The 25,963-nt window shown below is 46.1% G+C and carries 22 protein-coding genes; 19 read left to right on the top strand and 3 right to left on the bottom strand.

Annotated elements, in window-relative coordinates; translation table 11 throughout:
* The first annotated feature begins 26 nt into the window (after positions 1 to 26).
* The 11 genes from MHH92_RS19640 to MHH92_RS19590 all read left to right on the top strand — a co-directional run bounded on the left by MHH92_RS19640 (position 27) and on the right by MHH92_RS19590 (position 15,047).
* The gene (locus MHH92_RS19640; protein ID WP_036674969.1) at positions 27 to 1,862 is read left to right on the top strand and encodes a cache domain-containing sensor histidine kinase; all 1,836 of its coding nucleotides are present in this window, start codon (positions 27 to 29) and stop codon (positions 1,860 to 1,862) included.
* The gene (locus MHH92_RS19635; RefSeq protein WP_340905764.1) at positions 1,859 to 3,490 is read left to right on the top strand and encodes a response regulator transcription factor; all 1,632 of its coding nucleotides are present in this window, start codon (positions 1,859 to 1,861) and stop codon (positions 3,488 to 3,490) included. The genes MHH92_RS19640 and MHH92_RS19635 overlap by 4 nt, the downstream gene beginning before the upstream one ends.
* 28 nt (positions 3,491 to 3,518) lie before the next feature.
* Positions 3,519 to 5,156, top strand: a complete 1,638-nt coding sequence (gene nagZ / locus MHH92_RS19630; protein ID WP_340905762.1) for a beta-N-acetylhexosaminidase — start codon at positions 3,519 to 3,521, stop codon at positions 5,154 to 5,156.
* 275 nt (positions 5,157 to 5,431) lie between these two features.
* The gene (locus tag MHH92_RS19625) at positions 5,432 to 7,684 is read left to right on the top strand and encodes a stalk domain-containing protein (protein WP_340905760.1); all 2,253 of its coding nucleotides are present in this window, start codon (positions 5,432 to 5,434) and stop codon (positions 7,682 to 7,684) included.
* Positions 7,685 to 8,022: 338 nt separating this feature from the next.
* On the top strand, positions 8,023 to 8,487 hold the full coding sequence (locus tag MHH92_RS19620; protein WP_017687564.1) for a Fur family transcriptional regulator: 465 nt from the start codon (positions 8,023 to 8,025) through the stop codon (positions 8,485 to 8,487).
* A 2-nt stretch (positions 8,488 to 8,489) separates the two neighbouring features.
* Positions 8,490 to 8,741 carry a membrane protein insertion efficiency factor YidD gene (yidD, locus tag MHH92_RS19615; RefSeq protein ID WP_017687565.1) on the top strand — a complete coding sequence of 84 codons (252 nt, stop codon included), beginning with the start codon at positions 8,490 to 8,492 and terminating at the stop codon, positions 8,739 to 8,741.
* Positions 8,742 to 9,243: 502 nt separating this feature from the next.
* On the top strand, positions 9,244 to 11,268 hold the full coding sequence (metG, locus tag MHH92_RS19610) for a methionine--tRNA ligase (protein ID WP_036614420.1): 2,025 nt from the start codon (positions 9,244 to 9,246) through the stop codon (positions 11,266 to 11,268).
* 243 nt (positions 11,269 to 11,511) lie between these two features.
* A complete protein-coding gene (locus MHH92_RS19605) occupies positions 11,512 to 12,570 on the top strand; it encodes a metal ABC transporter solute-binding protein, Zn/Mn family (protein WP_445744675.1) in 1,059 nt (352 codons plus the stop codon).
* A gap of 99 nt (positions 12,571 to 12,669) precedes the next feature.
* A complete protein-coding gene (locus MHH92_RS19600) occupies positions 12,670 to 13,428 on the top strand; it encodes a metal ABC transporter ATP-binding protein (protein ID WP_036614907.1) in 759 nt (252 codons plus the stop codon).
* A gap of 52 nt (positions 13,429 to 13,480) precedes the next feature.
* Complete coding sequence (locus tag MHH92_RS19595; RefSeq protein ID WP_047843633.1) at positions 13,481 to 14,284, top strand: metal ABC transporter permease; 804 nt, start codon at positions 13,481 to 13,483, stop codon at positions 14,282 to 14,284.
* A gap of 49 nt (positions 14,285 to 14,333) precedes the next feature.
* Complete coding sequence (locus MHH92_RS19590; protein ID WP_036614418.1) at positions 14,334 to 15,047, top strand: cytochrome c biogenesis CcdA family protein; 714 nt, start codon at positions 14,334 to 14,336, stop codon at positions 15,045 to 15,047.
* A 142-nt stretch (positions 15,048 to 15,189) separates the two neighbouring features.
* On the opposite strand, the gene splB is transcribed toward MHH92_RS19590, so the two are convergent.
* Complete coding sequence (gene splB / locus MHH92_RS19585; protein WP_340905753.1) at positions 15,190 to 16,260, bottom strand: spore photoproduct lyase; 1,071 nt, start codon at positions 16,258 to 16,260, stop codon at positions 15,190 to 15,192.
* 192 nt (positions 16,261 to 16,452) lie between these two features.
* Here splB and mntR point away from each other — a divergent pair, with 192 nt between their 5' ends.
* The 3 genes from mntR to MHH92_RS19570 all read left to right on the top strand — a co-directional run bounded on the left by mntR (position 16,453) and on the right by MHH92_RS19570 (position 19,796).
* Positions 16,453 to 16,881 carry a transcriptional regulator MntR gene (mntR, locus tag MHH92_RS19580; protein ID WP_036614415.1) on the top strand — a complete coding sequence of 143 codons (429 nt, stop codon included), beginning with the start codon at positions 16,453 to 16,455 and terminating at the stop codon, positions 16,879 to 16,881.
* Between the two features lie 211 nt (positions 16,882 to 17,092).
* The gene (locus MHH92_RS19575) at positions 17,093 to 18,703 is read left to right on the top strand and encodes a family 10 glycosylhydrolase (RefSeq protein WP_340905751.1); all 1,611 of its coding nucleotides are present in this window, start codon (positions 17,093 to 17,095) and stop codon (positions 18,701 to 18,703) included.
* Positions 18,704 to 18,794: 91 nt separating this feature from the next.
* Entirely contained in the window at positions 18,795 to 19,796 is a 1,002-nt protein-coding gene (locus MHH92_RS19570) for a patatin-like phospholipase family protein (protein WP_127551279.1), read from the top strand.
* Positions 19,797 to 19,857: 61 nt separating this feature from the next.
* On the opposite strand, the gene MHH92_RS19565 is transcribed toward MHH92_RS19570, so the two are convergent.
* Both MHH92_RS19565 and MHH92_RS19560 read right to left on the bottom strand, forming a co-directional pair.
* A complete protein-coding gene (locus MHH92_RS19565; protein WP_036614407.1) occupies positions 19,858 to 20,190 on the bottom strand; it encodes a hypothetical protein in 333 nt (110 codons plus the stop codon).
* A 5-nt stretch (positions 20,191 to 20,195) separates the two neighbouring features.
* Positions 20,196 to 21,188, bottom strand: coding sequence for a DUF1385 domain-containing protein (locus MHH92_RS19560; RefSeq protein ID WP_062835280.1), 993 nt, complete (start codon positions 21,186 to 21,188; stop codon positions 20,196 to 20,198).
* Positions 21,189 to 21,401: 213 nt separating this feature from the next.
* Here MHH92_RS19560 and MHH92_RS19555 point away from each other — a divergent pair, with 213 nt between their 5' ends.
* The 5 genes from MHH92_RS19555 to MHH92_RS19535 all read left to right on the top strand — a co-directional run bounded on the left by MHH92_RS19555 (position 21,402) and on the right by MHH92_RS19535 (position 25,928).
* Positions 21,402 to 21,980 carry a YqhR family membrane protein gene (locus tag MHH92_RS19555; protein WP_074095698.1) on the top strand — a complete coding sequence of 193 codons (579 nt, stop codon included), beginning with the start codon at positions 21,402 to 21,404 and terminating at the stop codon, positions 21,978 to 21,980.
* Positions 21,981 to 22,056: 76 nt separating this feature from the next.
* On the top strand, positions 22,057 to 22,500 hold the full coding sequence (gene aroQ, locus MHH92_RS19550; RefSeq protein ID WP_036614400.1) for a type II 3-dehydroquinate dehydratase: 444 nt from the start codon (positions 22,057 to 22,059) through the stop codon (positions 22,498 to 22,500).
* A 39-nt stretch (positions 22,501 to 22,539) separates the two neighbouring features.
* Positions 22,540 to 23,613 carry a M24 family metallopeptidase gene (locus tag MHH92_RS19545; RefSeq protein WP_253501613.1) on the top strand — a complete coding sequence of 358 codons (1,074 nt, stop codon included), beginning with the start codon at positions 22,540 to 22,542 and terminating at the stop codon, positions 23,611 to 23,613.
* A 312-nt stretch (positions 23,614 to 23,925) separates the two neighbouring features.
* Complete coding sequence (gene efp, locus MHH92_RS19540; protein ID WP_017687580.1) at positions 23,926 to 24,483, top strand: elongation factor P; 558 nt, start codon at positions 23,926 to 23,928, stop codon at positions 24,481 to 24,483.
* 191 nt (positions 24,484 to 24,674) lie between these two features.
* Positions 24,675 to 25,928 (top strand): aspartate kinase, encoded by a 1,254-nt coding sequence (locus tag MHH92_RS19535; protein ID WP_047843625.1) that lies wholly within the window; start codon positions 24,675 to 24,677, stop codon positions 25,926 to 25,928.
* Positions 25,929 to 25,963 lie beyond the last annotated feature (35 nt).

The following is a 25,963-nucleotide window of genomic DNA, read 5'->3' as shown; positions in this document are numbered from 1 at the left end:
GAACCAGTTAATAGGGAGAACGGGATATGAACTTGCGAATGAAGCTGGCCTTGGCATTTCTGCTGCTGATTATTGTACCGATGTGTGCGCTAGGCATTGGCATGTTTCTGGTCACATCACATACGATTGAGAAAAAATACAATCAACAGGCCGAGTATGCGCTTCAGGCCATCAGCTACAATATCGAGAATGTATTTCAGCAGATTAACAATGTGACCGACAACGGGATAGCGACATCGGTTTTTCAAATGGCGTTGAACGCCAAAGATCCGACCAAGCAGGATCTGGGAACCGGTAATCAGTTATCTCTGAATGCCAGCCAGCGCAATTTCCGTTCCCTTCTATATAATTATCCGTTCATTAGTTATGCCTTTTTATATGATTTGCGTTCGTCCGAGAACAACCAGATTGTCTCCATTTTCACCAAAGAAAATTTTCAAGCCCTTCCTTTTCAGCAATTCAAAGTGCATCCCTTATTCAACGAAATTCAGCAACTTAATGGCGTGCCTAAATGGCTCGCACCTCTCGAATATCCCGAATTAACTGGGGTAGAGCCTGTCTTCACCCAGATCAGACTGGTCAAAGAACTCAGTTATTTTCAAAATATCGGCGTGCTTGTTGTTCAGATCAAAAAAGGAGAGATCGACCGGATCTTCCGTCACCTGCAAATCAGCGATTCGGCACAGGATACATCATTCCTGTTAATTAATGAAGAAGGGCTGATCGTCTATGATCCTGCAGGTATATATAACGGTGAGAACATGCAAAACCTTGGTGCTGAATCCAGCCGTTACGGTCCCGGTTTTAGCAGTGTCAGAACGGTCTTTGACGGCAAAGAGAGCATCATTTCGCAATATCATCTGAAGAACTATAACTGGAGCCTCGTCAGTGTGACTTCATGGGAAGCCTTATCTGCGGAAACCAATGCCTTTGCCGGTTGGTCTGTCATCATTATTCTGTCATGCTTGCTCGCAGCGATGATCTTTAATCTTTTTTTCATGAATCGCATTACGGGTAATATTGCTGTACTTGTAAGGTTTATGCGTCGTGTGGATGATGGTGACTTTAATGCGAGGGTGGAAGGAAAAGGATTCGATGAAATGCAGCTGCTTGCGCAAGGGTTCAATGAACTATTGGATCGGATCGGAGGATTATTCCGTCGTGTTCGGGCAGAGCAAGAGCAGAAGGCCCAAGCGGAACTGCGTGTACTACAGGCCCAGATCAAACCTCATTTTCTGTTTAACACATTGGAATCCATTAATGGATTAGCGCTACGAGGGGAGGGCCGCAAAGTAAGCGAGATGGTGACCAGACTTGGCAATATGCTTCGTATCAGCATTCAGGATCAGGAGGAGATTCCGCTGGGTGAGGAAATAAGGCATTTGCAGAGTTATCTGGAGATTCAACAGTACAGATTCAGTGATTTGTTCACCTATGAGATTGACATTCCACCCCATCTATACAGCTCAATTCTGCTTAAGCTTACCCTTCAGCCTCTGGTGGAAAATAGCATTCAACACGGGTTTGAGGGGATCACCTACCCAGGTGTACTGCGGATAAGCGCATATGCGGAACGGGGTCATCTGGTGTTATGTGTTGAGGATAATGGGATCGGTATTCCCCAGGAAATGCTCGCACGATTTGAGTATATGGCAGAAGATCCACCGGAAGATATGCTCGCGGAAGGGGCTGAATCATTATCGTCCATAACGGAACGCAGGGGATTGGGATTAAGAAGTGTGGCAGATCGAATTCGTATTCAATACGGGGCCGGGTATGGCATATTTATATGTTCAGCACCGGGGTATGGCACAGTTATTCGATGCATCATTCCATTATATGAGCAGGAGGAAGCCGGATGAATCTGACTGCAATGCTGGTCGACGATGAGCTGCCGATTCTGGAGAATCTGAACTACATTTTACCCTGGGAAGAGATGGGGATTGAAATCACAGGTACAGCGAGAAGTGGTGTAGAAGCGCTGGGAAAAGTAACAGAAAGTCATCCAGACATTCTCTTGTGTGATATTCGGATGCCGTCTATGGATGGATTGGAACTTATTCGTTTGCTGCGAGAGCAGGGTGAAACGTGTGAGATTATTTTGCTGACCGGCTATCAGCAGTTTGAATATGCTCGAACCGCTATCAAGTATAACGTACATGAATACATATGTAAGCCAATTGATTATCTGAATCTTGAACATAAACTGCGTGAACTTGCCGGGCAGATCCAGAAGAGACGTCAGGAAAACGAATCGCAACGTTATCGCAGCCAAGAGATGGAAAGCTGGATCAGACACAAACAGTTGATTGACCTGTTGCGAGGAGAAGCACCGTTGAAGGTTGCCTATCCTGCCTCTGTTCCTGAATTCATAACAACTGCTACACCGTATACGTTGCTGCTGGTGGATGCGGTCGGTTATTTTCGCCATTCTATCGGCTGGTCCGAGCTTCAGCATCAACGATGGCATGAGACCTTAAGTTCCAGACTTAGGGAAGTAGCAGAGAGTATTGAGGGGGACTGTCAGATTCTTTCGACCCGCAAAGGGGAGTGGTGCATCTTGCTGGAGGCATCAGGTGAATGGAAACGTCGCTCAGAGGAACTGGCCCATCAACTGTGTCTCGAATTAAATGCGATATTGTCCTTGGATTCAAGAGTGAAGGTCAGGGTTGTTCAGGATGATGTGCCCGTGAACCTGGAAAGTCAAATTCTGGAGCGATACCGGCATTGTCAAAAAATACTGATGTTCCATTCGGAGAGTGAAGACAAGGTGCTGAAGGCGAGTTGTCCCGAAACCACCTTATCGTATGATCATACGGCCTCCAAAGGGGCTAACTCATGGATTACAAGAGAAGATCTGGAGCTTGTTACTCGGTGGATTCGTCAAGGGAACAAGCAGGGGTTACGTGATGTATTGGAGCGGCTTAAACAGCAAATGGGGAATTCAGGACAATCCTTCAGCAAGATAGATGAAACCAATCTTCGGTTTATGCTTGTACACATGCTTCGGGAACTGCGCGAAGTACAGGCCCTCGCTGAAGAGCACGAAGTGAATTTTTGGAATGCACTGCAAGGGGCCGTCTCCATGAGGGAACTCCTTGAACTTGCAGAGGTTGTTACCCATGCCTCTCAGGGCAAACAAACGCAACCACGTCCTTCTGTATCGGAACTGATCCTCTCTGCATGTGAGTATATGGACGCACGGCTGCAACAGGACTTGGGAATAGATGAAGTCTCAGATTGGCTTGGAATCAGCCCGGGATACTTTTGCCAGCTATTTAAAACCCAAATGGGTGTTACTTTTGTGGAATATGTGACGCAGAAACGGATGGAAAGTGCCGCTTTATTGTTGAGTACAACTGAATGGAGCATAACAGCGATTGGGGAAGCCACAGGTTTCAAAGAGCGCCGTTACTTCTCCAAGGTGTTTCATAAACACTTCCACATGAAACCCTCCGAGTACAGGCAGAGTAAACAATTGGGTTTGTAGTACCAAGGGAAACGGGAGGAGAGGTCGAATGAAACCCTTGAATGATCTGACATTGGGGCAAAAGGTAGGCCAATTGTTGATGTGTGGATTTCACAGTCAGCACGCAGATGAACAGATTACTCGTTTAATCCGTGACTATCACGTCGGGGGTGTAATTTATTTCCGGCGTAATGTCGAAAGTGTAGATCAATTGACACGGCTATCCGCCGAACTGCAAGAGATGGCTGCTGAAGCAGGGGCTCTACCACTCATGATTTCGGTGGACCAGGAAGGTGGCATGGTTGCACGGATTGACCAAGAGGGAATGACCCAAGTGCCGGGTAATATGGCGCTTGGTGCGACAGGCAATCCGGAATATACACTGGAGTGTGCTCGAATTCTGGGTTGTGAGTTAAAAAGCATCGGTATTGATATGAACCTTGCGCCAGTGGTCGACGTGAATAACAACCCGCTTAACCCGGTTATCGGTGTGCGTTCGTATGGTGAACATGCTGAAAGTGTGGCCGCTCATGGCATAGCAGCCATCACCGGATATCAATCACAGGGCATAGCTGCTACTGCCAAACATTTTCCGGGGCACGGAGATACCGCCGTAGATTCTCATCTTGGTATGGTTACGGTACCTCATGATCGAAACAGGCTGGAACAGATGGAGTTATTGCCGTTCCGCAAGGCGATTGAGGCCGGAGTTGATGCTATTATGACAGCTCATGTGATGTTCCCTTCGATTGAGCCCGAGCCCATTCCGGCAACGTTGTCACATAAGGTGTTAACGGGTCTGCTACGTGAGGAAATGGGTTTTGAAGGCATTATTATTACAGACTGTCTTGAAATGCATGCGATATCCAAGCCATATGGGGTAGCTGAAGCTGCCGTTCGTGCTGTGGAAGCAGGAGCAGATCTGATTCTGGTGAGTCATACCTTGCAAGATCAGGTTGCTGCGCTGGAAGGCATATACGAAGCAGTTCGAACGGGGCGCATTTCGGAAGAGGTTATTCATCAGGCGGTTGAACGCATTATGACATGGAAAAAAAAGCGCTGTGGCCAGCAGAATGATCATCTGGTTTCGCCGAAAGCGAGTGAAACGGTCGAAGCAACCGATGTTGAACCTTTTGATTGCACTGAATCCACTAAACCCAGTGAGCCCAACGAATCAACGTTGTTCATGATTGCTTCAAGCAGTATTACCATCGTTCATAATGATGGGCTGCTGCCATTGGACCCAGAGAAGGACGTATATGTCATCTGGCCTGAGGTTGTGCAACGTACAGAGGTGGATGAACCATGGTCTCATACAGAATCGCTGGGTATGGCGCTATCGCAACTGAGAGGCAGAGTTCGCGAGCACATCATTACAACTCAGCCCACTTATGATGAAGCAGATCGGATATTGGCGGAAGTGTCGGAGAGTGAACAAGTTATCGTATGTACGTACACATCGGCAGGTCATCTTCCGAAAGGGCAACAGTATTTGGTTGAAAAGCTTAGTAAGAATCATTCGCTGATTGTGATTGCTCTGCGCAATCCATATGATCTGCTGGAGATTTCGAGGCCGGGTAGTTATGTTTGTACGTATGAGAATACACCTGCAGTTGTTCGGGTATTGTCCCATGTGTTAACCGGTGGACTGCAGCCAACAGGAAGTCTGCCTGTCCGTTTGCGCTAGGCCTATTCAATCCTTACATCTCTCTGCGATATGGTGCTGAATGACCACATCGGAGAGAGATTTTTTTATTGAAATTTTCTATTGGTTAATTTTGGGATACGAATGCCAAAAAGATAATTAATAGATAACTATTTTCATAGTATTTTCCTTCTATTAAAAGTTTACAATTCTCCTCTTAACTTTTTAGCAACTTTTCCCGGTTCCAAGCGTCTAATAATATGACTTTTTGAGGGGGATATTTATAAAATGGGAGCAGAAGGAGCCAAAGACAAAGAATGAATTTGAAGAAGAAATTGTCCATACTTACCGCTTTTGCTGTGTTTCAGGCGTTTGCAGTGATTCCTGCCAATGCACAATCAGCAGATCAGAGCGATACTACATCAGTGAATACAGCCAAAGTTAAATCCGTGGAGGTTTTGAAGAAAGAACAAACCATCGCGGAATCCGAAGTGAAATCCGGAACAAACACTCCAACATCAAATAATGAAACAACAGAAGAAGTGAACCCTGAGACAGATGTTCCTACAGGAACAGACGCGACTCCTGTTGAGCCGGTAATTGAACCTACGGACGAAGAAGGTACAGCTGAGGAAACACCAGCACCTGCACCAGTAGAAGTGGAGCAACCATCTACAGGTGGTTCATCTGTTGCTGGAGGCAGGGGTGGAGACCTCACTCTTTATATGAACAGTAATAAAATGATGCAAGATGGCAAAACGTATCTTGCTGGACAGCCGATGGCTGTTAAAAATGGTGTATCCTATGTAGCGATCCGTGCTCTCGTTGATCGGGTTGGCTATGATGTTAAATATGATAACACAACTAAAGAAACGATCATTATTAGTGGTGAAGATGAGTTGCGTTTCAAAACAAACAGCAAGATCTATACCGTTAATGGTGTGTCCAGAACGATGAAGGGCGCGGCTTATCAACAAAAAAATACGTTCATGGTGCCGTTGACATCAATTACACAGGCTCTGGATATTACGTATAGAGTAAATCAATCTGCCAAAACGGTTGTATTGAATCTGAGTACCAAACCGGTGGCAAGCTTCACGGTACAAAAAGAGGTTTTTGCCGGAGATCAGGTAACCTACACAACCAGATCCAGCTCTCCCAAGGGACTCAGCATTGTAGATGAGCGTTGGACAGGCCGTCAGGATTCATTCGACCAACCAGGTGTATACACAGTAACCTATGCGGTCCAGGATTCAAGTGGTCAATGGAGTGATCCGTATTCGGTTACGATTAAGGTTGAAAGACCAAATCTGCCACCTGTCGCAATGTTTACGACAGATAAAGAAGAATACAAAATGGGTGAGAAAATCACTTATATTGATCAAAGCACAGATGATGAGAATGCAATTGTAAAAACCGAATGGGATAACAATGCACTTGCATTCTTTGTTCCAGGACCGAAGACCGTAACGATTACAGTTACCGATAAACATGGTGCTAGCGATAGCTATACCAAGATGATCAATATTACGGGAGAAACACTTTATAGTGTGACTGACTTTAATCAATTGTTCACACCAGTCGGTGAGAAGTTCACTTTTGACGGTGGTGGAGTACCGGCATTGGAGAAAGTACCTTTCACTTATTACGATGAACCGAGTCTGCTGATCCGCAGTAACAGCCCGGAAACCGTGAATACGGAAGGCATTGTGTACAAGGAATCTTCCTTTGGACAGACACGCTTCATGATTCACCATGTGAACAACACGGGCAAAAACGTGAAAATGTATGTTGTAGCGACAAATAACAATGCATACACGGCGTCCATTGACCAGCAAAACATGGGTTTTGCAGGACCGTCTCCTTTTGCAACGGTAGCTGGAAAGCTGTCCATTGACCGTTGGTTCCAGTCCATGCAGAATGGTACCGGACAAAAGAAAGTGTACATCCAGCCAGGAGAAAGCAAGCTGATTCTTAATGATCTGAGCGTTCTTCCGATGAAACAGGGACAAGTCATTTCCTTGTATTCGGATGTATTCAGTGACTATGAATTGGATTACAACATTATCATGATTGAAGAAAACAAGGACCCGATGGAAGTGTTATCGAGCCTACCGGTTCTGGATCGTGATGGAGTTCACAACCGTGGTACCTATCCAAATGCAACACGGATCATTACGTATGACCAAGAAGTAGGGTCGAAACCTGCACGTCTTCCACTTGGAGACAATGCAAGTGATCCAAACCTTGTGGGAACGGACCCTATGGCTTTCACTGAAGCGTCCAACGCAGGTAACTTCGGTGTATTGTACAAAATTACATTGAATAATGTTGCTCCGCGCACGTTGATTTCATTCAACCCTCGTGGAGGCAGATATTCAGGTGTGGCACTCGTGAATGGACAGGTCGTTCAGATTTCCACAGGTAAATCTGTAACTGCACCTAATGAGCAAAGCGTAATGTATCGCACAGGTTCGTACGGCGAGAGTGTAACTATTCTCTTCTCGGCGGCACCAGGAAGTAACTTGCCTGTTAACCTGCTGTTCACGCCGCTTCCGGCTGAAAAGTAATACCATGAACATGCACGGACGGTTTGGAGTGAAAGCTTATATCATATATACCCGTTCACCCCAAAAGTCGCCCGAACGATTGATCATCTGAACCGTCAGGAAGGGACTCCATCAAAATGTAATGTCATTAGCTCAAGCTAGACTGATGGCAATGCATGTGCATGGAGTCCTTTTTATGTGAGGTTGGAATGACCTAACCCGGTGTCTTCGTTGACTCTAATCGTAATTTGATGCATTATTAGAGGTATACAAGAAAGCAAAAGTTTTCGCTTTTGCCGAATAAACTGTCGCTCTATGAATGATGCAAAATGCTCGTATGACAGGAGGTGCTTTAGATCATGCTGTCGACAGAACAGATTATTTCGACCATGTCCTCACAGGGGCTTCGCATTACCGATCAGCGGAAAACACTGGCCCGGTTATTTGCCGAGTCTCCGGGGTATCTTACACCCAAGGACGTCTATGAATATATGGGTAAGACTTACAGCGGACTGAGTTTTGACACAGTATATCGTAATTTGCGGGTGATGCAGGAACTGGGTGTACTGGAACAGGTCATCTTCGAAGATGGCGTTAAATTCAAAGCGCACTGTAGTGAAGATCATCATCACCATCATATGATCTGTCTGAAGTGTCAGAAGACATATCCTATTATTTTTTGCCCGATGCAGCTTGCGGATGCGCCTGAGCAATTTCAGGTTGTAGACCACAAGTTCGAGGTATTTGGATATTGTAAGGACTGTGCAGAACATGCTCCGGCCAAAGCGGCATCGGGACATACGCACGCTCATGGGAAGCACTGACCATGAAGTTATCGCGCAGAATTGCTCAGGCACCCATTCGGGTGTACCGCAACTATATCTCTCCATTAACACCGCCAACATGTCGGTTCTATCCGAGCTGTTCGGCTTACGCCATGGAGGCGATTGAAGTGCACGGTGCGCTCAAAGGTTCGTTGTTAACAGCGAAACGTATTGCCAAATGTCACCCGTTTCATCCAGGCGGTGTAGATCTGGTGCCACCAAAGGCGGAGAAATCCATGATGGTATCAGAGTAACGGTGTAACTTGAAGTATTCGGGTGGCCTGGAAGCAGGCTAGGATTGAACTTGAGTATGCTGTCCACTTGACAAAGGGGTCCGCATTTCAGTATATTTTTCCTATATGTGCAAGTTCAAAAAGTCTGGTTTTAACTTTTTGAACAACTTCTATATGATTTCCAGTGAAGGGATAAGTACAGACACACCCCCAGTGCAGAGAGCCGGATGAGCTGAGAACCGGTCTGGGAGGAGGATGGAATATGGTCCCGGAGGAACCTCTTTCGAGCGTGCAGACAGTGATTTCAGAGCTGCTGTCGTAAGGCTGAGGCGTGATCCAGCGTTAATGGGCGGTCGAAGGACCGACAGAGCCTGTGTTTTGTGAAAAACATGGGGAATTTGGGTGGTAACACGTGAGAGCAACTCTCGTCCCATAGGGGCGGGAGTTTTTTGTGTTCTTTTTTAGTTGATTTGGACGAAGGGATCACATGAAGCAGGAACATTTGAAGGAGGAGAAGTCATTCATGGCTGACCAAAAAACATTTTATCTGACAACCCCGATTTATTATCCGAGTGACAAATTGCATATTGGGCATGCGTATACAACTGTGGCGGGAGATGCGATGGTTCGTTACAAGCGTCTACGCGGTTATGATGCTCATTATCTGACAGGAACCGATGAACATGGCCAGAAGATTGAGCGCAAGGCACAAGAGAAAGGACAGACACCGCAAGCTTTTATCGACGATATCGTTGTGGGGATCAAGGAACTGTGGAACAAGTTGGACATTTCCAATGACGACTTTATCCGTACAACCGAAGAACGTCACAAAACCATTGTTCAGGATATCTTTGACCGTTTGCTGAAACAGGGAGATATCTACAAAGGTGAGTACGAAGGCTGGTACAGCATTCCGGATGAGACGTATTACACAGAGACTCAACTGGTGGATGTAGAGAAGAATGAGAATGGTGAGATTATCTCGGCCAAGAGCCCGGATAGCGGACACCCAGTTGAATTGGTCAAAGAAGAATCTTACTTCTTCCGTATGAGCAAATATGCAGATCGTTTGTTGAAATATTATGAAGAGAACCCGGGCTTTATTCAGCCGGAATCCCGTAAGAACGAGATGATCAACAACTTCATCAAGCCAGGTCTTGAAGATTTGGCCGTATCGCGGACTACATTTGAATGGGGCGTCAAAGTTAAAGGCGATCCAAAACACGTGGTTTATGTGTGGATTGATGCGTTGTCCAACTATATTACAGCACTGGGCTACGGTTCATCCGATGCATCCCTGTATAACAAGTTCTGGCCTGCGGATGTTCATCTGGTAGGGAAAGAAATTGTTCGTTTCCATACGATCTACTGGCCAATTATGTTGATGGCGCTGGACTTGCCTTTGCCGAAGAAAGTGTTTGCACATGGCTGGTTGTTGATGAAGGACGGCAAAATGTCCAAATCCAAAGGTAATGTCGTTGATCCAGTGACTCTGATTGACCGTTACGGTCTCGATGCACTGCGTTATTACCTGCTGCGTGAAGTACCGTTTGGTTCCGATGGTACGTTTACACCGGAGAGCTTCGTAGAGCGTGTTAACTCCGACCTCGCGAACGATCTGGGTAACCTGTTGAACCGTACCGTTGCCATGGTAGACAAATATTTTGAAGGCAAAGCCCCTGCGTTTGCATCGAATGTAACGGAATTTGATGCTTCGCTGGAAGAAGCAGGCCATGCTACGGTGGAAAAAGTGGAACAGGCGATGGAAAACCTGCAGTTTTCCGTAGCACTGACAGCGATCAGCCAGTTTGTCAGCCGCACCAACAAATATATTGATGAGACGCAGCCATGGGCGCTGGCTCGTGATGAAGCAAAACGTGATGAATTGGCATCCGTTATGGCTCACCTGATCGAAAGCTTGCGAATTGCTTCCATCTTGTTGCAACCGTTCCTGACACGTGCTCCTCATAAAATCTGGGCACAGCTCGGCATTCAGGAAGGTGAACTTACGGCTTGGGATACAGCCAAGCAATGGGGTCTGGTTCCAACTGGAAACGCATTGCAAAAAGGTGATCCAATCTTCCCACGTTTGGATTCCGAACAGGAGATTGCTTATATCTCCGAAGCAATGACTGGTGGCCAAAAAGCAGCACAGCCTGAAGCAAGTCAAGCAGATGCTGGAGCTTCAGCACCTGTTGAACCGGTAACCGCACCTGAAGGTACGGAAGAGATCGGTATTGACGATTTTGCCAAAGTTGAACTGCGTGTCGCGCAAGTCATTGCCTGTGAACCGGTCAAAAAAGCGGATAAGTTGCTGAAATTGCAGCTCGATCTGGGTTATGAGCAGCGCCAGGTTGTATCTGGAATTGCGAAGTTCTATTCGCCAGAAGAGATGGTTGGACGCAAAGTCATCTGTGTGACCAACCTCAAACCGGTGAAACTTCGTGGTGAACTGTCTCAGGGAATGATCCTTGCAGCATCGCATGGCGACCAGCTTACACTTGCTACAGTACCAGACAACATGCCTAATGGCGCACAAGTGAAATAAGAATTGAGTTATGAAATTGATTCAAATTCTGTCATAAAAATGACACAAGGTGGCCCGATGTAATTCGGGCCCCTTTTTTTGTTGATATAAATCGCATCTTAAGGGAAGAGAACAAGCATATACTGTTATGAACTCCGTACTTCAGGAAAGAATGAATAGGACGGGATAGCTTGACAAGTAGGTTCAGGTTACCTATAATTCTTTCAGTAATGTTTACGATTAAGAGATGCGGAGTGAATCATAATGACATTTTATAAAGTGCAACATCAAGCTCAGGATAACCGGATAGGGAAGACGAGCAAAAGAGGCAACATGAAGTTACTGTGGACGGGTTTGCTTATTCTCACTTTGCTGGTATTGTCAGCGTGTGGGCAGGATAGTTCCAATAATGCGAAGATTGTGGAAGGCAAGGTAAACGTTGTGACGACATTTTATCCTGTATATGCTTTTACGACTGCAATTGGTGGTGAGGATGCCAATGTTATTAACCTGCTGCCAACGGGAGTAGAGCCACATGACTGGACTCCGAAGAGTCAGGATATCGTTAATACGTCCAAGGCACAGCTGTTTCTCTATAATGGAGCTGGACTGGAAGGATGGGTGCCAAATTTCCTGAAGTCGTTGAATAGCGATACAGAGGTGAAGTCTGTTGCCGTCAGCGAAGGTGTTAAGCTGTTAACTGCTGAGGGTGATGATGGGCACGGTCACGGCGAAGAGCACAAAGACGAGCATGCAGATGAACATACGGATGAGGCTACCAGTGAAGATGTCGCTGATCATCATATTGATCCACATACGTGGGTTAGTCCGAAATCAGCGATGATCATGGCTGAAAACATCAAAAATAGTCTGGTCGAGGCAGATCCTGATCACAAAGCAGGTTACGAACAACGTTATGAAGCGCTTCGTACGAAGCTTGAGACGCTGGATCAGCGTTTTACAGATGAATTGGCTAACGTACCAAACAACGAAATTGTTGTCTCGCACCAAGCGTTTGGCTACCTTGCACGTGATTATGGATTAACCCAGCATGCCATTATGGGACTTTCCCCGGATGCTGAACCGACAGGACAGGATATTGTGAAGCTTGCGAAACTCGTTAAAGATGAAGGCATTAAATACATTTTCTTCGAAGAGCTAGTATCTGACAAATTGGCGAAAACACTGGCAAGTGAAGCAGGAGTGGAGACCATGGTCCTTAATCCGGTTGAGGGATTGACCAAGGAGCAGGCAACAAACGGGGATGATTATTTCACCCTCATGGAGAAAAATTTGCAAAATCTGCTGATCGCATTAAAATAAGATAGAATGAAGAATTCAGATCGAAGAGTCTTTACCGTTCACGGTGAAGGCTCTTAGGACGCTATGGGATTCTTATATATAATGAAGGGCGGCTTTGCCATGCAGCAAATCATGCCACTATGTCATGATCCAATTATAGAGATCGAGAAACTATCATTTTCCTACGGGGACCAGCGAGTGATTGAGAATCTCGATTTTATGGCCCAGGAGCGGGACTTTGTCGGGATTATCGGTTCCAATGGGGCGGGTAAAACGACATTGCTGCGCATGCTGGTAGGACTTCTTCCTCCTGCGCAGGGAGATATCAAACTATTCGGACAGTCGATCCGCAGGTTCAAGGACTGGGACCGAATCGGGTATGTGCCTCAAAAGAATGCATTTAACCCGTTGTTTCCTGCGACCGTTCGTGAAGTGGTCATGTCAGGCTTGTATAATAACAAAAACATGTTCCGTCGTATGTCTCGCAAATGTCAGCAACAGTGCACGGATGCGATGCAGGTCATGCGGATCGAGGATCTGGCGAACAAACGTATTGGTCAATTGTCCGGCGGACAGCAGCAGCGTGTATTTTTGGCACGAGCGCTTATCAATCACCCGGATCTGTTGATTCTGGATGAACCTACCGTAGGTATTGATGCTGAATCACAGGCCAGTTTCTTTGAACTGATTACGCATATGCATGAACATCACCGAATGACTTTTCTAATGGTGTCTCATGATATGGATCGGATGGAGAGTTATCTGGGTTCTGAAGCTGTGGTAACGAATGGCAAAATTAATTTTCATGTCCGTCATTCGCATGAGGTACAGGATTGTGCTGAGACCAATCTGCAACATACCACTGCACAGGTACGCTAGCCGTATTTATGGCCCATTAGATTAGAGTAAGGCCGAAGGAGTCGTGTTTGTTTTGGAAATATTAATGAGTGATTTTTTTCAGCGTGCCCTGGCGGGTGGATTGTTAATTGGCATTACCGCTCCGTTAATCGGACTGTTCCTGGTCTTGCGGCGGTTATCCATGATCGGAGACACCTTGTCTCATGTGACCATTGCCGGTGTTGCACTTGGATTCCTGATTGAAGTGTATCCCATTGCGGTGGGCTTGATATTTGCCGTACTTGCTTCATTTGCGATAGAGAAATTGCGCAAAGCGTACAAAAGTTACGCCGAGTTATCGATTGCCATTATCATGTCCGGTGGCGTGGCTCTTGCTTCCTTGTTCTTCACGCTGGGCAAAGGATATAATGCAGATGTCATGAGTTATTTGTTCGGCAGTATATATACATTAGACGCTACGGATTTGAAGCTTGTAGGTGTGGTTACGCTGATCGTGGTGATTGTAGTGGCATTGTTACATAAGGAATTTTTCCTGCTCAGCTTTGAGGAAGATGCGGCAGCGGTTACCGGGTTGCCTGTAAGAATTCTGAACATGTTAATCACTGTGATGACAGCACTTGTCATTAGCACGGCGATCAAGATTGTTGGTGCGCTTCTGGTGTCAGCGCTATTGACCATTCCGGTAGCGGTCAGCCTGTTGATGGCCCGGAGTTTCAAATCCGCCATTATCTTGTCCGTGATTATCGGCGAAATTGCCGTAGTCCTTGGACTGGTTGTAGCAGGCATCTGGAACCTCGCACCTGGAGCAACGATTGTATTATTGCTGATCATGATGCTGATTCTGACGATGATTGGAAAAAAAGGGTTCCGAGCCTGACGACTGAACGAGCAAGCACGTGAGCCCGGGGAAGGGAGACATCCGCTTCATGCCTGATGTTAATGTATGGATGGCTTTTGTAGCAGGTTTGGTCTCATTTATATCACCATGTTGTCTTCCGTTGTATCCATCATACCTCTCCTACATTACAGGTATGACGGTGCAACAATTGAAGGATGACCGCAATCAGCGCGAAGTCCGCTTTAAGACCATGACGCATACGCTGGCGTTTATTTTAGGCTTCTCGGCTGTATTTTATTCGCTTGGCCTTGGTGCTGGACTGTTTGGCCAATTTTTCAATGACAACCGAGAACTGATTCGGCAATTGTCTGCGATTTTGATTATGCTTATGGGGTTATTTTTGCTTGGGGTGTTCAAGCCACAGTTTCTGATGAAGGAACGCAAGCTGGATATGAAATGGAAACCAGCAGGCTATCTGGGCTCTTTTATATTTGGCATCGGTTTCTCAGCAGGCTGGTCGCCGTGTATTGGCCCTATTCTAACAGCGATCATTGCTATGGCTGCAAGTGAGCCCACAACCTGGCTGGCGCTGATAACAGGTTATACGGCAGGGTTTGCAATCCCGTTCTTCATTTTGGCCTTTTTCATTGGTTCGACACGCTGGATCTTACGGTATTCCAATGTCATGATGAAAGTCGGCGGAGCATTAATGTTGTTCCTTGGAGTATTGCTTTTTACAGATCAGATGACGAAGATTACCATCTGGTTGCAGCAGATTACACCAGACTGGATGATTATTTAAACGGATGACCTGAATTTAAGTATTATTATGTATGGCATAGCAGGCTACATGTTACCAGAGACACTCTGGGTCATGTAACCTGCTTTTTAATCGTTAGGAATGCTTATACCAGCATATCGTTATGGGCAGTCCCGTTTTTTGTTTAGGTGAAGTAATCAATATTGGCTAGTGGAAAATGTTCAAAGATCCGTTCCGTAATGAATTCGCGCAGCGCATCTTGCTGGTCGTCCTTATACACATACTTGTACTGACCCCAGCGGCCCCATTTCATTTTACGTTTCTCGATATCCATCTCCAGCTTGGTTTTAGGATAACGCTTTTCAATGGTTGCTTTGGCTGTTTTGGTAAAACGGTGCTGGATCATCTCAAAGGTAAGATCCTTGGTTGCTTCCTCTGGAAGTGTATCTGCGAGCTTCTGCAACAGCTCCGAGTATCCTTCTTCCCAGCCTTCATACCACATGATCGGAGCGATAATGAATCCCAGGGGATAACCGGCGTGTGCAATTTTACCAGCAGCTTCAATACGTTCCTCAAATCTAGAGGTAGCCGGTTCAAAGTTTTTGATGACATAATCCGAATTGACGCTAAATCGGATACGGGTGTGGCCGTTATGCTTGATGTTCAGCAACGGATCAACGTGATGATATTTGGTTACAAATCGCAAGCGTCCATATTCTTCTTCCGCCATAAAACGAATCAGGTCACTTAAATTTTCCGTGATATGCTCGAGTCCTACGGGATCAGACGTACAGGCAGCTTCAAATCGTGTGATTTCAGGCTCGCGTTCTTCAATGTATCCTTTGGCTGCCTGAATGATCTCCTCGGTATTGACATAGACACGGACATAAGGTTTCGCACCAAGTGTAGTTTGAAGATAACAATAATGGCAGTGCCCCATACAGCCTGTAGAGATGGGAATGGCATATTCCGCTGAAGGTTTCGACTGGTCAAACTTGAGTGTTTTGCGCACACCAACGACCAGAGTACGCTTTGCCATCCGATATTTTTCTTGTTCGGTTTCACCGGGCAGGTTTGTGATTCGGTTATGGGATGTGGTCATCTGATAAGGTATGTTTTTGGATGTCACCCATTCCATAATCCGTTTGCCTTTGTCATATTCCAACGCACCGGGTTCAAAATACACCAAATCGGGAATAAAGGGTTTAGTACCTTTTGCTTTACGAACTGGCGGTGAGGCTACACTTGTACTCACGAAATCACTCCTTTCGATGCGGAACTTTGCTTAGTTTGCCTCGTTTGGGGAGAAGTCACGCCTGCCAATTACTTGTGTAACAGCGCGCTCCGAACTGTGCAGGACTTGCCAATGCGTATTGATAACATGTATCATTATAAGATAGGGACCAGGCACGAATAGGGGCCGGTCAGAGAGAAAAGAGGGAAGCAGATGCCAACGCCCAGTATGGAAGATTATTTGGAGCGTATATACAAATTAATTGATGAAAAGGGCTATGCTCGTGTGTCTGATATAGCTGAAGGACTGGAAGTACATCCTTCATCGGTGACGAAGATGATCCAAAAGCTGGACAAAGACGAGTACCTGATCTATGAAAAGTACCGCGGACTGGTGCTTACGCCAAAAGGCAAAAAGATGGGCAAACGTTTGATGGAGCGCCATCATCTGCTTGAACAATTTTTGACAACGATTGGTGTTCAGGAACAAAATATCTACAATGATGTTGAAGGCATTGAACATCATCTGAGCTGGGACTCCATTACATGCATCGAGTCCTTGGTTGAATACTTCCGTCAGGATGAGAGCCGGTTGCGTGACCTCAAAAACCTTCAGGACGTCATGAGTAATACGGAGTCTTAAGTTTTTTGCAGTGGAATACACATGGTGATCTACAACGAATCGTATCCCGTGATTCAAAGGATGCTTCTTGCCGTTTCAATGGCAGGAAGCATTTTTTTGTGTGCAATCACACCATAATTTGGTGATTTTCGCAACTAAACGAACGGTAGGAGCGTCTATTAAACTAGTAGAATTTACCGCAAATTTATAATGATTTTGGAGGACTGCACTAATGAACGTTCGTAAAGGATTGATGCTGCTGCTCATTTTTGTACTTGGATTACAGACAGCAGGTATGACGGCACAAGCGGCCGGGCAGAAGGAAATCGCTATTTTTCTAGACGGCAACCGTTTGGAATCGGATGTATCACCCTACATCTTGCCCAAAGTAAATGTAACGATGGTGCCTGTGCGTGTTATTAGCGAAGGACTGGGTGCGTCTGTTTTATGGTCTCAAGCTACTCGTACCGTGACCATTAAGAAATCCGATTCGGTCATCTCTATGACGAGCGGACGCCAGCAGGCGACGGTGGATAACGCTGTAGTTGGTCTGGATGCATCGGTCGAATTGAAACAGGGTAGGGTCATGGTACCCATTCGATTCGTCAGTGAGAACCTGGGCATTCGAGTGAACTGGAATCAGGCTGCCCAGACCATTGATCTGTACACAGGAGACGAATCAGTCCCAACTCCTGAACCAACTCCGGTAACCCCAGCGGAGCCTGGAGGCACGGGCACTGTACCAGCTTCTGAAGAGATGCGGGGAGCCTGGATTTCCACTGTGAATGGAGACTGGCCTACATCTGGTGCCAAGGGAAATGTAGAGAAGCAAAAACAGGAGTATACGAAACAGCTAGATACGTTGCAAGGTATGGGCATTAATGCCGTATTTGTCCAAGTGAGAGCCAATGGGGATGCCATCTATCCTTCAGGTCTGGTACCTTGGAACAGCGTATTGACAGGAACACAAGGTAAAGATCCAGGTTATGATCCCCTCGCGTTTATGGTTGAGGAAGCACACAAACGGGGCCTGGAGTTCCACGCCTGGTTTAATCCGTTTAGAGCAACGAACTCAGCAAGTACATCAAACTTGGCTGCAAACCATATCTCGAAGCTTCATCCCGACTGGATTGTGAATGCATCCGGCAAAATGTACATTAACCCGGGTATCCCGGAAGCCAGACAGCATATTATCGATACGATCATGGAAGTGGTCAATCAGTATGATATTGATGGTGTACATCTGGATGATTATTTCTATCCGTCCAATGTGACTTTTAATGATGATGCAGCTTTCAAAACTTACAACACATTAAATACTAAAGACCGTGCTGAATGGCGTCGGGACAATATCAATCAGTTCGTTAAGCAGCTCGGGCAGAGCATTCATAGCGTGAAAGCTAACGTTGAATATGGAATTAGTCCATTTGGTGTATGGCGTAATAAATCCGTTGATCTGACAGGCTCTGATACCAAAGCAGGAGTAACCGCGTATGACAGCATGAATGCAGATGTGCGGACATGGATTAATCAGGAGTGGATTGACTATGTTGCCCCTCAGGTATATTGGAGTATGACATTGAACGTAGCCCGATACGACAAAGTCGTGGACTGGTGGGCGAATGAAGTGGCTAACACAAATGTAAAATTGTATATCGGCCACTCGCCTTATAAGTTAGGTACGCCGGAAATTGGCTGGCAGACTTCACAGGAGATCATCGATCAGCTGAATTACAACAAGAAGTATTCTTCGGTTAAAGGGGATATATTCTTCAGTTCACAGTACCTGACGAAGAACCCTCTCGGCTTGATTGCCAAATTAAAAGCCTACTATGGTCTATAAAACATTTTAACAATACAGTGATAAGACAAACCCTTGTTCTCATAGAGTGGCAGTAGAAACGTGGCTGCCTGGAGAACGGGGGTTTTTTGTTATGTTAATTAACGCGGTGTTTGAAGGTGGAGGCGTCAAAGGGATCTCGCTTGCAGGTGCTGTGCAGGGTGCTCAAGACTGCGGCATTCAGTTTAATCGAGTGGCAGGCACATCATCCGGTTCCATTGTAGCTGCTCTGCTAGCGGCTGGTTACAGGGCCGAGGAGATGAAAGTCATTATTGAGAATACCCCCTTTGTTTCATTGCTTCGTCGTTCCCCCATATTTAATACCCGATGGATCGGACCGGCAGCAAGGCTGTTCTTGAAGAAAGGACTGTATTCGGGGGAGGCACTGGAATCATGGATTCGCAAGATGCTGGAGCAGAAAGGGATTCGCACATTCGCTGACTTGCCACAAGGTAAGTTGCTTATTACCGCATCCGATATATCCAATGGGACCATTCTGGTGTTGCCAGACGATATTCGGCGGTTCGGCATTGACCCTGGGAAGCTGGATGTTGCAAAGGCGGTACGTATGAGTTGCAGTATCCCGTATTTTTTCGATCCGGTAGTCATACGCAAATCACCAGTATTCTCCAAAGGACTTCCTTTTCAAGATCAGTTTGTGTATGTCGTGGATGGTGGATTGCTTAGCAATTTTCCGTTGTGGCTCTTCGATGGTGATCGTTCGGAACGAGGAGGAGACGTCATTCCGGTTGTCGGATTCAAAATGGTGGGGAAGACGGAAGTGGAACCTGCCCGGATTAAAGGACCGCTAAGCATGCTTCAGGCCCTTGTAGAGACGATGCTCACAGCACATGATGAACGCTACATCGAACAGATTAACCGGTTTCGTACAGTGAAGATACCAACGCTTGGCATTAAACCGACGCAATTTCATTTATCGTTACAGGATAGCACAGCCTTATATCGATCAGGCGCAACCGCAGGGAACGAGTTTTTCAACGGATGGAATATGAAAATGTATGATGAACAGCTGGACAAACAAAGAAAAGAATTGCGTAAGAAACAGGCAGAAGCTCCACCTCTGATTCCTGTATAAACGTGAAAAAAGCAATTCTCCGCATGTTGGGAGAACTGCTTTTTTGTATGTTCAGTAGCTTTTAGTGAAATTTCGGAATATCTTCATCGCTTTTCCCTTTTTGTCCCTGAATCACTTGGAAAGGATAATCCTTGCGTTTCTTTGAAGAGCCGCTGCTCTTTCTGGCACTGGACTGTGCATTGACTTTCGCCATGGTTCGTGCCGATGGCTTAATCTTTGGTGATTTGGTTTTGCTTGCCCAGCGACGAGGCGGATATTTGTACAGCAGGAATACGGCTCCGAACACGACCAGAGGAATAATGATCCTGGATGGACTAGCGTTCCCCAGCCAAGTCAAGACTCCAACAGCAGCTAGTGCGATGAACGTCCAAAATAAGATTGCCTGCTTGTTCATATCATTCACCCTTTCACAGGATCAAGTGTTGCAACAGGTACTTCTGACGTAGCAGAGACATTGGCAAGCTTGGCATCCAACTCACGCATACGGTTAAACGAAGCAATGGATACTTCTACCTGTTCGTTGGTCGGTTCTTTTGTTGTCAGCAATTGCAGCCACAATCCCGGGTATCCGAGATAACGCAGTACAGGAATATCACGTACTGAATTCGTGAGCTTTAACAGTTCAAAAGAAATGCCTAGCACAACTGGCAATAACAACAGACGCTGACCCATCCGTTCCCAGAGATTATCGTACGTGAAGAGAGAGTATAGAAACACTCCAATAATAACAGTCAACATAATGAAACTGCTTCCGCAGCGATAGTGCAGTCGGCTGTACTTTTGCACGTTCTCCGGTGTCAGTTCTTCACCAGCTTCATGTGCGCTGATTACTTTGTGTTCCGCTCCATGATACTGGAAGAGACGTTTAATCATCGGCGTCTGTGAGATTAACCACAGATAAGCGAGTAACAGGATCAGCTTAATGCCGCCTTCCAGTAAATTATGCAAAAACTGATTGTCGAATGCATTTTTGAATAGAAAATTCTCGATAACAACAGGAAGCAATGTGAGCACAACTTTACCAAAAAGGAATGAAAGGATGGCGACGGCGGTCACACCAATGATCATGCTTAGGCTCCAGCCCGAACCTTCTTTCTCTTTTTGCTTGGCTTTCTCTTCCGGTTCCAGTTCATCATCAGCATAGGCGTCAGCAGAATAATTGAGATGTCTGCTACCTTTGACACTTGAATCTATAATGCTGACAATTCCGCGTAATAAAGGAATCCGCCGCAATTTCGTGACCCAGGACTTGTCTTGCTTGGGAACTTCCAGATACGTAATTTCGCCGTCTTTTCTACGAACAGCTGTAACGTTGACATGTTTCCCACCGAACATTACGCCTTCAATGACAGCTTGCCCCCCATAGCTGACAGGCTTGGATTGTTGAGGCAAATTATTCACCTTCCTATTCTGTTCTAGGCCTTCGCGATCAAAGGCAGTTTAATAACCCTATTGTATCGAATTTTGAGACCAATTTCTAGTTTGTGAGTCAAACCTTGAAGGATGTTGTTAAGATTGTCCTGTTTTGAACATACTACCTCGTAGAATCGGAGCGGAAATTCGAGGCATAATGCGGGATTATCAACTGAATGAAGGAGAATATCGATGACAGAACGTAAGCATGAAGATACATCACAAGATGAAGGTCAACGTCCCAATGAGCGGCAGCAAAAAGACAAGGGCAGGCGCCCTACCCAGAGGCAAGGTCAAGCACACTACTACACGAAGCCATTTTCCTTTGCGTTAGAGCTTGGCTTTTTTGCCGGTTTTATCTGGGGTGGGCTGCATTGGCTATTCTATCTGTTGCATTTTACAATTGTACCTGTCGGATTTCTGGCCGAGCCTTTTTTCAAACATGAATATATATATACCGCAGCAGGACATTTGACAGGCTGGCTGTTTTTTATCGTCTTTTCCATCTTGGCATCCTTACTCTACACGTTCACGATTAGAAAACTGAAAGGGCCGTTACCCGGCATGGTATATGGAATCGTCTGGTGGCTGATTCTCTTTATACTGGTAGGACCAAAACTGGGGATGATGAAACCTTTGAACGGTTTAACGTGGGATTCAATCATCACGGAACTCTGTTTCTTTTTGCTGTGGGGGCTGTTCATTGGTTACACGGTAGCCATGGAGTACACGGACGAACGCAAACGCGAGCCGGAGCAAGCGGGGGCATAGCGCAAAAAAGCTTCTCAATCCGGCAATGGCTGTGTTAAAATAGCAGATGGTTATTTGCAGAGAGGGTGGAGCAGCGATGAAACGAATTATTGTGATCAATGGTCCGAACCTGAACATGCTTGGTGTACGCGAACCGGGCATCTATGGAACGCTTAGTCTGAAGGATATTGAGGACAAAATTCGCAGACAGGCTGATGAAATTGGCGTCTCCATCGCTTTTTATCAATCGAACCATGAAGGGGACATCATTGACCGCATTCATGCAGCGATGGGTGAGGCAGACGGAATAATACTGAATGCCGGAGCATTTACCCATTATAGCTATGCTATACGTGATGCAATCAATGCTGTAAAAGTCCCTACAGTGGAAGTACATCTATCCAACATTCATGCACGCGAAGCGTTCAGACATCATTCAGTGATTGCAGCGGAAACAATCGGGCAGATTGCCGGATTTGGCGAAGTAAGCTATGAACTGGGATTGCTGGCTCTTGTGCGTCATCTGGACAAACAAACCTGAGCCGGGAACCCGGGAATGTGAGAGAAAGAAGGGTTACCGATGGAAAACAAACGAGTAAATAAGTTGCGTGAAGCCATGCGTGAGCATGAACTCACTGCAATGCTGATTACAAACCCGATTAACCGTCGTTATATGACGGGCTTTACAGGCTCGGCGGGATATGTGCTGATCACGGAACAGGATGCATATCTGCTGACTGATTTCCGTTATATGTCACAAGCGCCTCAACAAGCCAAAGGATTCAACGTTGTGGAGCATGGAGCTAAGCCGATGGATACGGTGCGCGAATTGCTGACATCCGCAAACATCAAAGAAGTGGGCTTCGAGCAGGATAGTGTCACATTTGGCACGCATTCCGCTTATGCAGAAGCACTGCAGTCTATTGAACTGAAAGCTGTATCCGGGATCGTGGAACAACTTCGTATGTTCAAGGATGAAGATGAGATTGCGGTCATGCAGAGAGCAGCAGATCTGGCGGATGCCACGTTCAGCCACGTTTTGCAGTTTGCAAAACCAGGTATGACGGAGCGTGAAGTGGATCTAGAGATGGAGTTTTTCATGCGCAAGCATGGAGCAACGTCCTCTTCGTTTGACACCATTGTAGCATCGGGTGAACGTTCTGCTATGCCTCACGGTGTAGCGAGCAACAAGGTCATCGGACAAAATGAGTTAATTACATTTGACTTTGGTGCACTTTTGGACGGATACTGTTCAGATCTGACACGTACCATTGCAACAGGTACACCTGTACCTGAACTGCGCAAAATTTATGACATTGTACTGGAAGCTCAGTTACATACGCTGGAGAACCTGAAACCGGGCATGACCGGACGGGAAGCAGATGCATTGGCTCGTGATATCATTGCAGGTCACGGATATGGAGATCAATTCGGACACAGCACAGGCCACGGTCTGGGTATGGAAGTTCACGAAGCTCCTCGCTTGTCCAAGCTTAGCGACGATGTATTGAAACCGGGTATGGTTGTTACTGTTGAACCGGGTATATATATTGACGGGCTTGGCGGCGTGCGTATCGAGGATGACGTAGTGATTACCGAGACGGGTATTCATATTCTCACGAAGTCGGACAAGAAGTTCACCGTAATCGGCTAAATTACAGCCACAGGGATATAAGACGATTTTTAATATAAAGGTACAGGTTATTGCTGATTGTTATGGACCATTGCGAAAGTAGTGAAGGGAGCGGAATCGATTCTGAAGAAGCGAAGCGCTCGCCTTTGTCTCCTCATTTTAAACCTTATTAAAATCTAGTCGGGAAAATGAGGAGGCAACAGCGATCGGAGGAACGATCCGAACCCGTAACGGTCACATCGCACATGGTCATCAATTCAGAATAAACCCACCATTACATTAACCCATCGTCTTATATCACCTACTTTTTAACCATATCAGGAGGGATTTTTTGTGATTTCAGTAAACGATTTTAAAACAGGCTTGACCGTGCAAGTAGATAACGATATCTATACCGTGCTTGATTTCCAACACGTTAAACCAGGTAAAGGCGCTGCCTTTGTACGTTCCAAATTGAAAAACCTGCGTAACGGTAACACCGTTGAAAAAACATTCCGTGCAGGCGAAACGATTGGTCGTGCCATCATCGAAAACCGTGGCGTATCCTACCTGTATGCAAGCGGTACAGAGCACACGTTCATGGATAACGAAACCTATGATCAGTTCACATTGACTAGTGATCAACTGGAATGGGAATTGAACTTCCTGAAAGAAAACATGGTCGTTAAGATTGTTAGCTACCAAGGTGAAATCCTCGGAATTGACTTGCCAACAAGCGTTGAGTTGAAAGTCATCGAGACTGAGCCAAGTGTTAAAGGTAACACTGCACAAGGCGCTACCAAAAATGCAAAAGTGGAAACAGGCTTGAACGTACAGGTTCCTTTGTTCATTAACGAAGGTGACGTTCTCCTGATTGACACACGTGAAGGTAAATACTCTTCCCGTGCGTAACTTTCACAGCTTGTAAGCTAAAAAAAGGTTATTAACAACCCTTTGCCATTCCTTTGGCAGAGGGTTTTTTCGAAAAAAGATTAGCCTATCAGGCGCTTTCGTAATATACTGGGTTAAAGTCATTTCTCGTAGAGAATAATGACGATGGACATTAATTATGCATACTGCACAAGGTAGGGAGTGGATTTGCGTTGTCATTGTACGTCATGAAATTTGGGGGCAGCTCGGTCGGAGATACAGAACGCATGAAGCGTGTAGCCGGACGTGTTGTAGAAAAAGCTGATGAAGGACATCGGTGTGTAGTTGTGGTTTCGGCCATGGGGGATACAACAGATGATTTGATTGATCAGGCAAAACAACTGAATAGTGATCTGCCTGCTCGTGAGATGGATATGCTCTTAACGACAGGAGAACAGATTTCGATCTCTTTGTTATCGATGGCTATTCAAGCGCTTGGACGTAAGGCAGTATCGTTTACGGGCTGGCAAGCGGGATTCCGCACAGAGCCGGTTCACGGAAAAGCACGTATTCATGATATTCAACCTGACCGAGTGAATGCAGCACTTGCCGAGGGCAACATTGTTATTGTTGCAGGCTTCCAGGGCATGACGGAAGACGGCGAGATCACAACGCTGGGTCGTGGTGGTTCGGATACCACAGCTGTAGCGCTGGCGGCAGCGATTAAGGCTGATGCGTGTGAGATTTATACGGATGTAGACGGAATATATTCTACGGACCCGCGGATCGTTAAGGTTGCGCGCAAGCTGAAGGAAATATCGTATGACGAAATGCTGGAACTTGCTAATTTGGGAGCAGCGGTGTTGCATCCGCGTGCAGTAGAGTACGCGAAGCATTCCGGTGTACCTTTAATCGTAAGATCCAGCTTTAACCATAATGAAGGAACGGTTGTGAAGGAGGAAGCAGCAATGGAACAAGGCGTAGTGGTTAGTGGTATTGCCTATGACAAAAACGTGGCTCGCATCAGTATTCTGGGTGTGCCGGATGTACCAGGAGTTCTGGCCGAAGTATTTGGTGCGCTTGCATCCAATCAGCTGGATGTGGACATTATCGTTCAGAGCGGTGTGATGGATGGCAAAGCGGACTTCTCGTTCTCTGTGGCGCTGTCTGATCGTGAGAACGCATTACGTGTCATTGAAGGCCTTCACAGCCGCTTGCCTTACCGTGAAGTCACATCTGAGGAGAACCTCGTTAAAATCTCCATTGTTGGCGCAGGCATGGTCAGTCACCCAGGTGTAGCTGCGAAGATGTTCAAAGTCATTTCCGCTGAAGGCGTGAGTATCAAAATGGTGAGCACTTCCGAGATCAAAGTATCTTGTGTTATTGACGGAGATAAGCTGCATGACGTCATTAAGGCATTGCATACAGCATATGATCTCGACACTGCCGAGCAAGCCGTTATCGGTGGACCTCAAGATCGCAGATAATTATCTTCTATGTATGTAAATTAGCAAAGGTGTAC

Origin of the sequence: Paenibacillus sp. FSL M7-1414, from assembly GCF_038003195.1 — a bacterium.
Lineage (GTDB): Bacteria > Bacillota > Bacilli > Paenibacillales > Paenibacillaceae > Paenibacillus > Paenibacillus amylolyticus.
This window is presented reverse-complemented; position numbering and strand designations above follow the sequence as displayed.